This window comes from Sphingomonas sp. (assembly GCF_041661825.1).
Lineage (GTDB): Bacteria > Pseudomonadota > Alphaproteobacteria > Sphingomonadales > Sphingomonadaceae > Sphingomonas.
Window position 1 is genome coordinate 233,537 of record NZ_JBAZTU010000003.1, and the last position, 14,364, is coordinate 247,900.

Annotated in this window: 12 protein-coding genes; 8 read left to right on the forward strand and 4 right to left on the reverse strand. The window is 65.4% G+C overall.

Going from position 1 to position 14,364, the window contains the following annotated elements:
* Nucleotides 1–74 precede the first annotated feature (74 nt).
* Nucleotides 75–2,033: a TonB-dependent receptor gene (locus WC729_RS14015; protein WP_372853758.1), complete on the reverse strand. Its 1,959-nt coding sequence runs from the start codon at nucleotides 2,031–2,033 to the stop codon at nucleotides 75–77.
* Between the two features lie 142 nt (nucleotides 2,034–2,175).
* Here WC729_RS14015 and WC729_RS14020 point away from each other — a divergent pair, with 142 nt between their 5' ends.
* The gene (locus tag WC729_RS14020; protein WP_372853760.1) at nucleotides 2,176–3,027 is read left to right on the forward strand and encodes a LytTR family DNA-binding domain-containing protein; all 852 of its coding nucleotides are present in this window, start codon (nucleotides 2,176–2,178) and stop codon (nucleotides 3,025–3,027) included.
* A 5-nt stretch (nucleotides 3,028–3,032) separates the two neighbouring features.
* Here the strand turns inward: WC729_RS14020 and WC729_RS14025 are convergent, their stop codons facing one another.
* Complete coding sequence (locus WC729_RS14025) at nucleotides 3,033–3,506, reverse strand: MarR family winged helix-turn-helix transcriptional regulator (RefSeq protein WP_372853762.1); 474 nt, start codon at nucleotides 3,504–3,506, stop codon at nucleotides 3,033–3,035.
* A 96-nt stretch (nucleotides 3,507–3,602) separates the two neighbouring features.
* On the opposite strand from WC729_RS14025, the gene dnaE reads away from it, so the two are divergent.
* Nucleotides 3,603–7,121, forward strand: a complete 3,519-nt coding sequence (dnaE, locus tag WC729_RS14030) for a DNA polymerase III subunit alpha (RefSeq protein WP_372853764.1) — start codon at nucleotides 3,603–3,605, stop codon at nucleotides 7,119–7,121.
* Between the two features lie 170 nt (nucleotides 7,122–7,291).
* Nucleotides 7,292–8,884 carry a long-chain fatty acid--CoA ligase gene (locus tag WC729_RS14035; protein WP_372853766.1) on the forward strand — a complete coding sequence of 531 codons (1,593 nt, stop codon included), beginning with the start codon at nucleotides 7,292–7,294 and terminating at the stop codon, nucleotides 8,882–8,884.
* 9 nt (nucleotides 8,885–8,893) lie between these two features.
* On the opposite strand, the gene WC729_RS14040 is transcribed toward WC729_RS14035, so the two are convergent.
* The gene (locus tag WC729_RS14040; protein ID WP_372853768.1) at nucleotides 8,894–9,172 is read right to left on the reverse strand and encodes a hypothetical protein; all 279 of its coding nucleotides are present in this window, start codon (nucleotides 9,170–9,172) and stop codon (nucleotides 8,894–8,896) included.
* A 184-nt stretch (nucleotides 9,173–9,356) separates the two neighbouring features.
* A complete protein-coding gene (locus WC729_RS14045; RefSeq protein ID WP_372853770.1) occupies nucleotides 9,357–10,028 on the reverse strand; it encodes a cyclic nucleotide-binding domain-containing protein in 672 nt (223 codons plus the stop codon).
* Between the two features lie 150 nt (nucleotides 10,029–10,178).
* Between WC729_RS14045 and rutB the strand changes: the two genes are divergently transcribed.
* From rutB to WC729_RS14070, 5 genes are read left to right on the forward strand one after another with little or no spacing between them, the layout of a single operon-like run.
* Nucleotides 10,179–10,907 carry a pyrimidine utilization protein B gene (rutB, locus tag WC729_RS14050; protein WP_372853773.1) on the forward strand — a complete coding sequence of 243 codons (729 nt, stop codon included), beginning with the start codon at nucleotides 10,179–10,181 and terminating at the stop codon, nucleotides 10,905–10,907.
* Between the two features lie 4 nt (nucleotides 10,908–10,911).
* A complete protein-coding gene (rutC, locus tag WC729_RS14055) occupies nucleotides 10,912–11,295 on the forward strand; it encodes a pyrimidine utilization protein C (protein ID WP_372853775.1) in 384 nt (127 codons plus the stop codon).
* A complete protein-coding gene (gene rutD, locus WC729_RS14060; protein ID WP_372853777.1) occupies nucleotides 11,295–12,065 on the forward strand; it encodes a pyrimidine utilization protein D in 771 nt (256 codons plus the stop codon). Before rutC ends, rutD begins: the two co-directional genes overlap by 1 nt.
* Before the next feature lie 4 nt (nucleotides 12,066–12,069).
* A complete protein-coding gene (gene rutA, locus WC729_RS14065) occupies nucleotides 12,070–13,137 on the forward strand; it encodes a pyrimidine utilization protein A (RefSeq protein ID WP_372853779.1) in 1,068 nt (355 codons plus the stop codon).
* Nucleotides 13,134–14,204 carry an SGNH/GDSL hydrolase family protein gene (locus WC729_RS14070; protein ID WP_372853781.1) on the forward strand — a complete coding sequence of 357 codons (1,071 nt, stop codon included), beginning with the start codon at nucleotides 13,134–13,136 and terminating at the stop codon, nucleotides 14,202–14,204. The genes rutA and WC729_RS14070 overlap by 4 nt, the downstream gene beginning before the upstream one ends.
* Nucleotides 14,205–14,364: the final 160 nt, after the last annotated feature.

The following is a 14,364-nucleotide window of genomic DNA, read 5'->3' on the forward strand; positions in this document are numbered from 1 at the left end:
CTGACGCGGTGTTGGAAATGTCAGTAGGGTCACTGACATTTCGGCGTAATTTGTCCGACAATTTGGCCTGGCCCTCAAATCTCTCCGGTCAGCGTCAAGGTGAAGGCGCGGGGGCTGTTGACGGTGAAGAGACCGGCGCTGTTGGCATTCCACACGAAGCGGTTGAACAGGTTGGTTACGCGCGCCCGGAGCGTCACCGGCTTGCCCTCGATCGTAAAGCGCTCCCTCAGGCCGGCCTGGGCGATCGCATAGCCGGGCAGGGTCGCGCTGTTCTGGCGGTTGGCGAAGCGCGCTCCCCGATAATTGACCCCACCATCGATGGTGAGGCCTTCAACGCCCGGTACGCGCCAGGTGAGGTTGGCGAGCGCGATCCGTTCGGGCCGACCGATAGGATGCGACCCGATCACGCCGGCATCGACCAGCTCGCCGCTGATCTGCGCGTCGAGAAAGGTGGCGCCCAGGACGGCGCTGAGGCGCGACGTGATCGGCCCGGCGACCGACAGCTCCGCCCCGCGATGGCGCACCTCGCCGACGAATTCATAGACGCCGTTCGCGTTCAGGCCGGGCATCGGCTTGGAAATGGCGAACAGGCCGGCGATCAGCGAGGGGCCGCCGGGAATGGCGTATTTCACGCCGAGTTCGGCCTGGCGAGACATCGCCGCGGGCAGCACCGCCCCGCGGTTGAGTGCATTGCCGGGCGCCACGCCCGCTTCCTCAAGCCCCCGTGCGTAGCTGGCAAAGGCGGTGAGCTGGCGGGTGAGGGCGCCGGTGACCGAGCCGCTGTAGAGCCAGGGGCGCGTCGTCTCGCGGGTCGTCTGTCCGTCAAGCGCCCGTACCTGCTTGGTATATTCGGCGCGTTGCACGTCGCCGCGCACCTCCACCGCGCTGCCGATCGAGAGGCGATAGCCCAGGCCGCCCGCCCATTGGCCGACATCGTCACGGGTGCGGCGCGGGTCGAAGCTGACGGCCGGTTTCGGGATTGCGGGCGGCGCATCGACATCGGGGAACTGGCCGAGTGCCAGTGGCGCACCGGGGTCGCTGCGCGTCATGCTGTCGCGTCGCCGCGCCATGGCGATCAGCCGGTGGTCGAGGTTGCCGGTCGAGAAGCTCTTCGTTGCGACCACCTCGGCGGAAAAAGAGCGGACTCGCTCGTCGCGGAACAACAGGCCGCTTTCCTCGGCCGGCGCGCCGCCCCCGGGAAAGCGGATCAGGTTGAACACGCCGCGCTCCTTGATGATCTCGGAGACGAAGGCGGAGGCGCCGAGTGTCCAGCCCCGGCCGGCATCGACATCGGCGATCAGGCCCGCGACATTGGTCTCGTCGCGCGGCTCCATCCATTTCTGCGAACGCTCGACATCGCGCTTCACGCGCGGCGGCGCTACGCCGCCGACGGTCGCGAACACGGTGTCCGCCCCACGCTCGTACCAGGTATGGCCGGCAAGCGCGGTCAGGCGGACGCCGGGCAGGGGCGACCAGCGCGGGATGGCCCCGACCGCGAAGAAATCACCGCCGGTGCCATCGGTGTAATCCTGTTTCGGAGCGAGATGGACACCGCCGGCGATACTGAGATTGCCGTCCTGCGTCCCTGCGGCGAAACGGGCGAGGGTGACGGGGCCTGTGCCCGCCCACCAGCCGCTCTCGATCGTCGCGTGCAAACCGGGCGCTGCATCAGGCAGGTCATATTGCACCACGCCCGAAGGGGCGGCGAAATCGGTGCGTAATCCATTTGCGCCTACGCGGATCGCGGTACCTTCCGTCAGCGGCTGGATGAGCCCCGCCGCGCGGACGAAATAATGATCCTCGATGCGGTAATTGCCGGCACTCTGCAGGTCGAAGCCGCGCACCTCTCCCTCGCTGTACAGCCCCACATCCTCGACCCCGATCCGCCGACCAAAGGCATCGTCGGCGGCGCGGACCACGTCCCGCCCCTGTGGCGGCGGTGCCGATTGAGGCACCGTCCGGGGCGTCGTCAGCGTCTGGGCATGAGCGGCCGGGGCGGCGAGCAGCGATAGGCAACAGATGGAGAAACGCATCGTCGATAGTCCCTTTCCTTCGCCCCTGTCGGCGACCGGATGCGCCCACCAACGGCGCGTTCGGGAGGGGCTTGGGACGAACGTCACGCGGGCGTGACGAACGGACATTCGCGCGCGCGCGTACGTGAGCTATCGTCCGGCCATGGCGACACGGCCCCGCGATTCGATTCTGGACTTTCGGCTTTCTGGCGGCGGCGCGGCCGTGCTGGCGGCGCTGGCGTTCCTGCTGGGTTACGGCATGCGCGGCGGCGAGAGCTCGTTCGATCGGCCTTCAACCGTGACGCCGACCGAGGCCGGGTTGCTCAATACGCTCATCTGGGGCGGCATGATGACGCTCGGCTGGGCGTTCCGCGACCGGCTGCGTGACTTGATGCTGGGGTCGGTATTGGCTCCGTCGCAGGCGCGGTTGCCGCTGGTTGCGCTGGCCTTCGTGCCAGTGATGATCGCCGACCTCTTCTCGACTCAGCTTACAGCCGTGCTGTGCCCGGATCCTGGATGCCCGAACCAGATCCTGTCGATCCCGCCGCTCTACACCTTCCTGCCGCGAGCAGCTGTCCTGGGAACGACAGTGCTGCTGGTGCTGCTTGCCTGGGAACGGCATCTGGCCGATCGCGCGCCACGCCAATCCTACGCGCCGCCACTGCCGTCCGAACCGGCCACCGTCCCGAGCAGTGGCGAATGGCTCGATTTCCCCGAGGCGCCGCTGTTGCGCGTGCGCGCAGACGATGTCGTGCTGATCCGCTCAGCGGGGAATTACAGTGAGATCGTCGCCCAGGGCCGCGCCCATCTCATCCGCGCCACCTTGAGCGAGCTTGCCGAGCGCCTCGCGCCGATGGGGTTCGTGCGGGTCCATCGCCAGACGATCATCAACATGCGCAATGTACGCGAGATCTGCCGAGATGCGGCCGGCCGAGCGCTGATCCATCTCGCCTGCGGCAACACCGTTCCCGTCGGGCGGCGCTACATGGCCGCGATCGACGCGCTGACGCGATAGCACGTCTAGTAAAGCTCTCGCCGCAGCCAGACCTCATCGGGGCCCTCACCGGCGCGCTGGAGCAACTTGGCGAGAGTGAGCTTGTACTGGCGCAGCTCGGCGAAGCTGAGCGATCCGAACCAGGCACGTTCGTGCGCGCTGGCCTCGGCGTCGAGTAGTGGCACCAGATCGGCACCCGCTTCAGTGAGCGACAGCCGGACTGAGCGCCCATCGGTGGGGTCGGGCTCGCGTGCCACCAGCCCTTTCGCCTGAAGGCGATCGGCGAGCCGGGTGACTGCGGCGCCATCGAGCCGCAAAGCGGCGGCGATGCCGCGAACCGTGTCCGCATCATGTCGCGCCAGCGCCGCGAGCAGACGGAATTGCGAGGGTGTCACGCCGAACGCCCCAAACCGCCGTTCGAGATCGCTCTGCAGCGCCTGCGATACGCGATCGTGCCAATGGAGCACCCGATCCGCGTCTTTGTGGATAGTTAATGTCATGACAACCATTTACATTGTCGTGACATCGAATGCAATCCACAGCTAATTTATCGTGTAACACTTCCCCGAATCGCACGGGACACCCATAGTCGCAGGATGCCGCATTCTGCCTTCGTGCCCCTGCGTATCTTTTCGTCCTACACGATGCTCGATGGCGCGATTGAGCCCAAGGCGATCGCCAAGCGCGCGCAAGAGCTGGGCTTTCCCGCCGCCGCGTTGACCGATCGCAACGGCCTGTATGCGGCGATGGCCTATTCGGACGCGTGCCAATCGTCGGGCGTGCAGCCGATCATCGGTACGATGCTGGGCATCGCGCGGCCCGATATGCCCGAGGGCGTCGATGCGCCGATCGACTGGATCGCGCTCTACGCGCAGGACGGGCAGGGGTATGAGAATCTCTGTGCGCTCGTGTCGCGCGCGCATCTCGATCGGCCGCTGGAATTGTCGCCCCATGTGGACTTCGCCGCGCTGGAAGGCAGGACCGACGGGCTGATCGCCCTGACCGCGGGGGGCGAGGGCGGGTTGACCCGGCTGATCGCCGAGGGCCAGACCGAGCGGGCCATGGCCTATGCCGACCGGCTCCAGTCCTTGTTCTACGACCGGCTCTATATCGAGCTGGTGCGCCGGCTCGACGAGACCGAGGGCCGGGCGGAGGCGGGGCTGCTCGACCTGGCCTATGAGCGCGGTTTGCCGATCGTCGCGACCAACCCCTGCTGCTATTCCGACCAGGATTTCGGCAACGCGCATGACGCGATGCTGTGCATCGCCAATTCCACCTATATCGCCAGCGAGGACCGCCCGCGCAGTTCGCCCGACGCGTGGATGAAGCCGGCCAAGGACATGCGTCAGCTGTTCGAGGACCTGCCCGAGGCGATCGCCAATACGCTGGTGGTGGCGCAGCGCTGCGCGGTGATGGCGCCCTATCGCAAGCCGATCCTGCCGAGCCTGGCCGGCGATCCGGCGGCGGAGGCCGAGGCGCTGCGCGTCGATGCGCGGGTGGGGCTGGAGAAAAGGCTCAAGCGGATCGAGGAACTGTCGGCGCATGCGCCGGTCGTGCCGGGCGAAGCGAAAGACGAGGACTGGCGCGAAGTCTATCGCAAGCGCCTCGAATTCGAGCTCGACGTCATCATCCAGATGGGCTTTCCGGGCTATTTCCTGATCGTCGCGGACTTCATCAAATGGGCGAAGGATCACGACATCCCGGTTGGGCCGGGCCGCGGTTCGGGCGCGGGCTCGGTGGTCGCCTGGTCGCTGACCATCACCGATCTCGACCCGATGAAGCTGGGCCTGCTGTTCGAACGCTTCCTCAACCCGGAACGCGTGTCGATGCCCGACTTCGACATCGATTTCTGCGAAACCCGGCGTGGCGAGGTAATCCGCTACGTCCAGGAGAAATATGGTCGCGACCAGGTCGCGCAGATCATCACCTTCGGAAAGCTGAAGGCACGCGCGGTGCTCAAGGACACCGGCCGCGTGCTGCAGATGAGCTATGGCCAGGTCGACCGCCTCGCCAAGCTCATCCCGAACCATCCGACCGACCCGTGGACGCTCGAGCGCGCCATGAACGGCGTGTCGGAGCTGCTCGCCGAATACAAGAGCGACAGCGGGGTGAAGCATCTGCTCGACCTCGCGATGAAGCTCGAAGGATTGCCGCGCCACAGCTCGACTCATGCCGCCGGCGTGGTGATCGGCGACCGGCCGCTGGCCGAACTGGTGCCGCTCTACCGCGATCCGCGATCGGACATGCCCGTCACCCAGTTCGACATGAAATATGTCGAGGGCGCGGGCCTGGTAAAGTTCGACTTTCTCGGCCTGAAGACGCTCTCCGTTCTCAAGAAAGCGGTTCAGCTGCTCGAGAACAGGAACATCATTATCGATCTCGACGCGCTCGAATGGGAAGACGAGGGCGTCTATAAATTGCTCCAGAAGGGCGACACGGTCGGCGTGTTCCAGCTCGAATCGGAAGGCATGCGCCGAACCCTGTCGGCCGTGCGCCCATCCAATTTCGGCGACATCATCGCGCTCGTCTCGCTCTACCGCCCGGGCCCGATGGACAACATTCCGAGCTTCGGCGCGCGCAAGAACGGGCGCGAGGACATCACCTATCCGCACCCGCTGCTGGAAGGCATCCTGTCCGAGACCTATGGAATCTTCGTCTATCAGGAACAGGTGATGCAGGCCGCGCAGATCCTGGCCGGCTACAGCCTGGGTCAGGCCGACCTTCTGCGCCGCGCAATGGGCAAGAAGATCAAGGCGGAGATGGACGCGCAGCGCGCCGGGTTCGTCGAGGGCTGCCTGGCGGTCAACAAGATTCCGGCGGGCAAGGCGAACGAGCTGTTCGACTTGATCGACAAGTTCGCCGGATACGGTTTCAACAAGTCGCACGCCGCCGCCTATGCGCTGCTCGCCTATCAGACGGCGTGGCTGAAGGCGCATTATGCGGAGGAATTCTACGCCGCGTCGATGTGCTTCGACATGACGCTGACCGACAAGCTGGGCGTATTCGCTGACGATATGCGGCGCATGGGCGTTGCCTGCCTGCCGCCCGACATCAATCGCAGCGAAGCGGAATTCTCGGTGGAAAGCACCGAGGACGGGCTGGCAGTGCGCTATGCGTTGGCCGCGCTGAAGAGCGTGGGCGAGGGAGCGATGGAGAAACTGGTCGCCGAGCGCGACGAGAACGGACCGTTCGACTCGCTCGACGACCTCGCCCGCCGCGTCGACCCGCGGCTGCTCAACAAGCGGCAGCTCGAGACACTGGCGGCGGCGGGCGCGTTCGATTCGATCGATCCCAATCGTGCGGGCATCTTCGCGACGGCGGAGACGATCCTGGCCACTGCGGCGCGCGTTCACGACATGAAGACCAGCGGGCAGGGCGGGTTGTTCGGTACCGCCGATGCGGTCGAGCCGGCGATCAAGCTGCCGCTTTCGGCGCGCTGGACCCTGGCGCAGCGCATGGATCAGGAGAAGGAGGCGTTCGGCTTCTACTTCTCGGCGCATCCGGTCGACCGGCACGGGCATCTGGCCAAGATGCATGGCGCGCGCAGCTTCGCGGCGCTGGGCGAACTGTCCATTCCCGATGACGGCACGCGCGCCGGGGCGACGATGGCGGCTTTGGTCGAGGATGCGCGCTGGCGGACCTCGGCGCGGGGCAAGCGCTATATGATGGCGACGCTGTCCGACCCGTCGGGCCAGTTCATCGCCACCTGTTTCGACGACATGGTCGCGGCCGACCTGGAAGAGGCGGCGCGCAACGGCGGTTGCGGGTTGCTGACCGTCGAGCTGGATCGCCGCCCGGGCGAGGACAGCCCGCGGGTGAGCATCAAGCGCATCCAGCCGTTCGAGTCGCTCGCCAATACGGCGCGCTTCGTGGTCGAGCTGTCGGTGGAGACATCGGCGGCGATGGCCGCGCTTGGGGCCTTGCTCGCCGAGGCGCGCGGGGCGCGGGGCGAGGTATGGGTCAATGCGGCGCTGCCCGAGGGTGGCGCGGCGCGCGTGCTGCTCGGCCGGGACTTCCTGCTCGACGGCGAGCTTGCCGCGCGGATCGAGACGTTGGACGGCATCAGCAACGTCGTGCTGAAGACCTCCGAGACGAGGCTCGCGCTGGTCGGCTGATCGGAAAGCATGTTGCCGCTCCGTGTCCGCCTTGACGATGCGACGGACATCCATGACGTTCGCTTCGAGCGCGTCGTGGTGAACGCGGCGGAATCGAAATAGGGCCGGGGCTGTACAAACACGCTTAAAGCGGACGACAGTACCGGTAGAACAATGCCGGGAGAGGGCGAATGCTGGGCGGGATGCAGGATTTCGAGCTTCGGGTGCCGCGGCTCCTGGAGCATGCCGAGCGGGAGCATGGCGGGCGGGAGATTGTCAGCGTCTGGGCCGACGGGCGCGAGACGCGCACTGACTGGGCCGGCATCGCACGCGATTCGAGAAAGCTATCGCAAGCCCTTGAGAAGATGGGTTGCAAGCCCGGCGATCGTATCGCGACCCTGGGCATGAACCACAGCCGTCATCTCGTCGCCTGGTATGGCACGATCGGGATGGGCGGGGTGATCCACACCATCAACCCGCGGCTGTTCGACGAGCAGCTGGTCTATATCGCCAACCATGCCGAGGACCGGGTGCTGTTCTACGACAAGGTGTTCCAGCCGATCGTCGATCGCTTGAAGCACCAATGGACCAGCATTCAGCATTATGTCGTGTTCGATGACGATGGTCCCGACGGCTTCGAGGCGCTGATCGGGCGCGAAGACGGGAATTACCTTTGGGTCGAGGGCCCCGAGCGCGATCCGTGCATGCTTTGCTACACCAGCGGCACCACCGGGAACCCGAAAGGCGTGCTGTACCAGCACCGGTCGACGATGATTCATGCAATGGCCGAGGTGGCGCCGGCGGTGTTCAACCTCTCGTCGCGGGCCGTGGTGCTGCCGATCGTGCCGATGTTCCACGCCGCCGCCTGGGGCCTGCCCTTTGCCGGCGCGCTGGCGGGGGCGAAATTCGTCTATTCCGCGGTCAACGATCCGGTGATCCTGTGCCGGTTGATGAACCAGGAAAAAGTGACTCATTCCGCGGGTGTGCCGACGGTGTGGCTGTCGATGTTCCAGCATATGGATGCGACCGGCGAAGTGCCCGGGCATCTCCAGCAGGTGACGATCGGCGGATCGGCAGCGCCGCGCGCGATGATCGAGCGGATCATGGGCATGGGCGTGACGGTCAAGCACCTCTGGGGCATGACCGAGACCTCGCCGATCGGCACCGCGGGTGCGCCGCCGCCGCATTGGGACGAGATGAGCTTGTCCGACCAGCTCGACCATGTCTCCAAGCAAGGGCAGATCCCGTTCGGTGTCGAGTTGCGCGTGGTGAATGACGACAATGTCGTGCTGCCGCGCGACGGGCTCAGCTCGGGGCGACTGCAGATCCGCGGGCCCTGGGTGATCAAGCGCTATTTCAAGGCCGATGCCGATGCGGTGGATGCCGACAACTGGTTCGATACCGGTGACGTGGCTGTGCTGCATCCCGATGGCACGATGCAGATCACCGATCGCGCCAAGGACGTGATCAAATCGGGCGGCGAATGGATCAGCTCGGTCGATCTGGAGAATGCGGCGGTCGGCTGTCCCGGCGTAGCCGAGGCCGCGGCGATCGGCGTGTATCATCCCAAATGGGACGAGCGCCCCTTGCTGGTGGTCGTGCGCAAGGCCGGCAGCGCGGTGACCCCGACCGAGATCACCGCACATCTGGCCAACCATGTCGCCAAATGGTGGCTGCCCGACGAAATCGTCTTCGTCGACGACCTGCCGCACACCGCCACCGGCAAGCTGCTCAAGACCGAGCTTCGCGCGCGGTTCAAGGACCACAAGCTGGCGGCGGCCTGACGGGCCGGATCATGCGGTGAAGGTGTAGACCCCCACCGCCGCGCCCGACAGCAGCAGGAACATGATCGCGCCGAGCAGGGCGGAGAGGCCCGGCCGGAGCTTGGAAAAGGCATCTGCCATTGCCTTGATGATCGCGAGCAGGTCGATTGTGGGCGCCAATGTCTGCATCCGCTTCGCGACTTCGACCGTCTCCGGTTTCGCGCCGACCGCGTCCTTGACGAACAGGTAGAAGCAGCCGAGCGAGAAGCCCAGCGCGACGGCGGCGATGATGTTGGGCCAGGTGATCATGCGTATTTCCCTTCGCTTGAAGGGACCTGCTACCTGGACGGTGCGGACCGGCCGCTCGCCTGCAAATCCCCCGTTTCCCGACGGACCGGACCGGGTCGTTGTGAGATCCGGTCGATGCCGACAGGGCGGGGATAGGACGGGAGGGAAGGCCGCGCGCGTGACGGGTGTCACGCCGCACATCGACTCAAGCAGAGCGATCCGCCTCGGCGATGGCGATATTGGCGGCGCGCAGCTTGTCCTTCACCGCGTTGGAAAAGCTCCGCTCGATCGCGCTGCGCAGACCTTCGTGATCGTCCAGGAAACGCGTCACCGTCGGCGTGGACGCGCACCAGAAGGTGGATGGTTCGGTCAGCGTGACGGTCGCGGTGGCATCGTCGCCCGACATGATGGTCGCTTCGCCGATCAGGTCGCCGGCACGGCAGGTGCCGACCTCGCGCCCCTTGATCGTCGCGCAGGCTTCGCCGCTGACGAGATAATAGAGGTTGGTCACTGGTTCGCCCTCATTGGTCAGCACGTCGTCGGCGGCGCCGCGCAGCCACAGGCCGAGATCGATGAACTGACGCGCCGCGCCGCGGGGCAAGGCCGCGAGATAGGTGCGGCGCATTGCCTCTTCGACGGGCGTGAAGCGAATCTTCCTGCCCTCGGTGCGGTCTCCCCAGAGCTTGACCAGCCAGACCCCGAGCAGGAGCAGCATCCAGCCCAGCCCGGCATAATCACCAAGCAGGATGGCATGCGCCAGAATCGCCATACCCGCGGCGGCGATCATCATCCGCATGCGCCGCGTCGTGCGCGCAAGCAACGCGACGACGAGCAGAGCATAGCTTAGCTGCAACACCAGGGCATCGGTTGAAATCATGCGTGCGCTCCCTCGTTGGAAAGCGACCCGTGATCACATCATGGGCAAAGCGCGGGCGCGGTACAAGCCAGCTTGCGACGCTTGCGACGAAGGCGCGAGTGGTTCAAGTTCCCCGGCTGGATTCATCGCCTTGTGCGCGGGAGTTGACGAGTGACGGACGAAGGCGCGACGGTTGAAGTGGGCACTCCGGCGGGGGCGGTGACGCTGCCCGCCCGACCCGAGGCGCTGCGCCTGTCGCCCGGGGAAACCGCGGTCGTCGTGATCGACATGCAGAATGCATATGCCTCGCCCGGCGGTTATGTCGACCAGGCGGGCTTCGACATCTCGGGCGCGGCAGGCACGATCGGCAAGATCGCGACCGTGCTCGACACCGCGCGGCGGGCCGGGGTGCAGGTGATCTATCTGCAGAATGGCTGGGACCCGGACTATGTCGAGGCGGGCGGGCCGGGGTCGCCCAACTGGCACAAGTCCAATGCGCTGAAGACGATGCGCAAGCGCCCTGAGCTGTCAGGTACGCTGCTTGCGCGGGGTGGCTGGGATTATGAGCTGGTCGACGCACTGAAGCCGCAGCCGGGCGATATCAGCCTGCACAAGACGCGCTATTCCGCCTTCTTCAACTCGCAACTCGACAGCACGCTGCGCTCGCGGGGCATCAGGAACATCGTGTTCGTCGGCATCGCGACCAATGTCTGCGTTGAATCCACCCTGCGCGACGGCTTCCATCTCGAATATTTCGGGGTGATGCTGGAGGATGCGACGCATCATCTCGGGCCGGACTTCATCCAGCAGGCGACCGTCTACAATGTCGAGAAATTCTTCGGCTGGGTCTCCACCGTCGCGGATTTCTGCGGCAGCTTCGGCCAGTCCCCCAAGGAGTAGAGCCATGCCTTTCGAACCGATCAACCCGCCGCAATTCCCGACCCCGATCGCGCCCTATTCGGCCGGCGCGAAGGCAGGCAACACTGTCTATGTCTCGGGCGTGCTGGCGCTGGGCGAGGGCGGGACGGTGCTGCATGTCGGCGACGCCGCCGCGCAGACCCGGCATGTGCTCGACGTCATCCGGATCACGCTCGAGGCGGCCGGGGCGACGCTGGCGGATGTGGCGATGAACCATATCTTCCTGAAGGACCTCGCGGATTATGCCGCGTTCAACGGGGTCTATGCCGAGTATTTCCCCGGCGCGAAGCCCGCACGCTATTGCATCAGATGCGATCTGGTGAAGCCCGATTGCCTGGTCGAAATCGCCAGCGTGGCGCATATCGGCTGATGCAGGCCGCCGGGCTCTGGTACGAATGGCACGGGCCCGAGCATGGCGAGGTCGTCATCCTCTCGCCCGGCATGGGTGGCTCGGCGGGATATTGGTTGCCCAACCTGGCGGCCCTCGCCGCAGACTATCGCGTGCTGCTCTACGATCATCGCGGGACGGGGCGTAGTGACCGGACGCTGCCCGATGACCTCACCATTGCGAGCATGGCCGCGGATGTGCTGGCCCTGCTGGAGGAGATTGGGGTCGAGCGCGCGCATTTCATCGGCCATGCGCTGGGCGGGCTGATCGGGCTCGAGCTGGCACGGATCTTCCCGGGGATCGGCAAGATCGTCGTTATCAACGGCTGGGCCAGCCTCGATCCGCATTTCGCGCGATGCTTCGAGACGCGGCTCGAGTTGCTGCACAGGAGCGGGCCGGCCGCCTATGTCCGCGCCCAGTCATTCTTCCTCTATCCGGCTAACTGGATTTCGGAGAATATCGCGCAGCTCGATGCGGAAGGTGCGCATCAACTGGCGCATTTCCCGCCTGTCGAAACTCTCGAAAAGCGAATCGGCGCGGCGCGGATGTTCGAACTGCCCGCCGATGTGGCGGCAGATATTCTGGTGTTGGTGTCGGAGGACGATATGCTCGTGCCTTCGCATTGCGCGCGGCAGCTGGCCGATCGGCTGCCGCGCGCAATGCTCGCGACGATGGCGTGGGGCGGCCATGCCTGCAACGTCACCGATCCAGCTACCTTCAACTCACTCGCGCTCGAATTTCTGGGGAGCTAACAACATGCAAGTCGGCGTTTTCGTGCCCATCAACAACAATGGCTGGCTGATCTCGGAGAATGCGCCGCAGTACAAGCCGAGCTTCGACATGAACAAGGAGATCGCGCTCAGCGCCGAAAAGCACGGGCTCGATTTCCTGCTGTCGATGATCAAGCTGCGCGGGTTCGGCGGCAAGACCGAGTTCTGGGAATATGGTCTGGAGAGCTTCACCCTGATGGCCGGGCTCGCCGCCGTTACCGAGAAGATCAAGATCTACGCGACCTGCCCGACCCTGGTGATCCCGCCGGCCTTTGCCGCGCGGATGTGCAACACGATCGACTCGATCAGCCATGGGCGGTTCGGGCTGAACCTGATCACCGGCTGGCAACGGCCCGAATACAGTCAGATGGGCCTGTGGCCCGGCGACGAGCATTTCCGTAATCGTTACCAGATGTTGGACGAATATGCGCATATTCTACGCGAACTCTGGGCTGAGGGTGTCTCGGACTATAAAGGCCAATATTACCAGATGGAGGATTGTCGCGTCCGGCCCAAGCCGACCGGCGACATGAAAATCATCTGCGCGGGGTCGTCCGACGACGGCCTCGCCTTCTCGGCGAAATGGGCCGACTATGCCTTTTGCCTGGGCAAGGGCGTCAACACACCCAAGGCCTTCGCCTTCAACAATGATCGCCTCGCCGCCGCGACGGCCAAGACCGGCCGCGACGTCTCCGTCTTCGTGCTGATCATGATCATCGCCGCCGAGACCGACGAGGAGGCGATGGCCAAGTGGAAGTCGTATAATGACGGCGTCGATGTCGATGCGATCTCCTGGCTTGCGGACCAGGGTGCCGCCGACAAGCACAATGCCACCACCAATGTCCGCCAGCTCGCGGCGCCCGAAGGCGCGGTGAACATCAACATGGGCACGTTGGTCGGCAGCTATGAGAGCGTCGCGCGCATGCTCGACGAGATGGCGGAGGTGCCGAATACGGGCGGTGTCCTGCTGACCTTCGACGATTTCATCGAGGGGGTGGAGACGTTCGGCACCCGCATCCAGCCGCTGATGAAGTGTCGCGCCGGCAAGGCGTGACGCCGAGACTTCACATCCTGGCCGTCATTGCGCTCCTCTCGGGCGCACCGGCCTGCGCCGAACGGCGGCAAGCCGCGCCGGTCCCTGTTTATGTCGGAGGCCGCGCCGTGACCGAGGCGGACGGGTCGATGCGGTTCGGCTGGCCGGGTGTCTATGTCGAGGGGCGCTTCAAGGGGACCGGCCTTCTCGTCAGGCTGCACAACGGCTCGGGACGCCTGCGCCTGCTGATCGACGGGATGGAGAAGGGGCGGTTCGACCGCACCGGCGACGTGGATGTGCGGATCGGCGGCCTCAGCGACGGCGAGCACGGCTTCCGGCTGGAGAAGCTCAGCGAGACCCAGGGTGACGCGACCCGGCTGATCGGCTTCTTCCCGACGGATGGCGGCGTCCCGCTCTCGCCACCGGCCCGAACCGGACGGCAGATCGAGTTCATCGGCGATTCCCACAGTGTCGGTTATGGCGACACGTCAGCCAACCGCATCTGCACGCCGACCGAGCTGCGCGATACCACCGACACGCAGCAGGCCTTCGGGCCGATCCTCGCGCGGCGGCTCGGCGCGGACTATCGCATCAACGCCTATTCCGGCTTCGGCATCGTGCGGAACTATGGCGGTAGCCGGCCGGGCGAGAGCATGCCGGGGCTTTATGAACGGATGATCCCGAGCGATCCCACACCGGTCGAGACTGACCCCGGTGGCTGGCGCCCGCAGATCATTGTCATCAATCTCGGGACCAATGATTTCTCCACGCCGCCCCATAAGGGCGAGCCATGGGCAGATCAGAACGCGCTGCGTGCCGCCTATCGCGCCCGCTATGTGCGGTTCGCGCGCGACGTGATGGCTCGGCAGCCGGCAGCGCGGTTGATCCTGATGGGATCGGATGCGTTCATCGCCGATGTCGAGCTGGTCGCGTCGGCGCTTGGCAGCGGGGCGCGCGGTCGGGTTTCCACCGTGCATGTCGTCGGACTCGATCTTGGCGGGTGCGACTGGCACCCCTCGCTGAAGGATCACCGCCATATGGCCGACCTGCTCCATGCCGAGATCACACGGGTTGCTTCGGAAAACTAGGGTCCATTCCGGTCCTTCGCTCCTTGAAATTGCCACAGATCAGGTTGCTTGTCGGCGTTCCGGGGGCTCCTCAAGCGAGCGGGTGAGTAATGCGTCTTGTCCTTCTAACGTCTCTGGCCCTCCTGACGGCCGGATGCGCCGGCGATCAGCATCCCAAATT

Bases quoted from the DNA above. Each gene is read 5' to 3' on its own strand.
- dnaE (WP_372853764.1), top strand. From the start codon at position 3,603: ATGCCGCATTCTGCCTTCGTGCCCCTGCGTATCTTTTCGTCCTACACG.
- WC729_RS14040 (WP_372853768.1), bottom strand. From the start codon at position 9,172: ATGATCACCTGGCCCAACATCATCGCCGCCGTCGCGCTGGGCTTCTCG.
- WC729_RS14025 (WP_372853762.1), bottom strand. From the start codon at position 3,506: ATGACATTAACTATCCACAAAGACGCGGATCGGGTGCTCCATTGGCAC.
- WC729_RS14035 (WP_372853766.1), top strand. From the start codon at position 7,292: ATGCTGGGCGGGATGCAGGATTTCGAGCTTCGGGTGCCGCGGCTCCTG.
- WC729_RS14015 (WP_372853758.1), bottom strand. From the start codon at position 2,033: ATGCGTTTCTCCATCTGTTGCCTATCGCTGCTCGCCGCCCCGGCCGCT.
- WC729_RS14045 (WP_372853770.1), bottom strand. From the start codon at position 10,028: ATGATTTCAACCGATGCCCTGGTGTTGCAGCTAAGCTATGCTCTGCTC.
- rutD (WP_372853777.1), top strand. From the start codon at position 11,295: ATGCAGGCCGCCGGGCTCTGGTACGAATGGCACGGGCCCGAGCATGGC.
- rutA (WP_372853779.1), top strand. From the start codon at position 12,070: ATGCAAGTCGGCGTTTTCGTGCCCATCAACAACAATGGCTGGCTGATC.
- rutC (WP_372853775.1), top strand. From the start codon at position 10,912: ATGCCTTTCGAACCGATCAACCCGCCGCAATTCCCGACCCCGATCGCG.
- WC729_RS14020 (WP_372853760.1), top strand. From the start codon at position 2,176: ATGGCGACACGGCCCCGCGATTCGATTCTGGACTTTCGGCTTTCTGGC.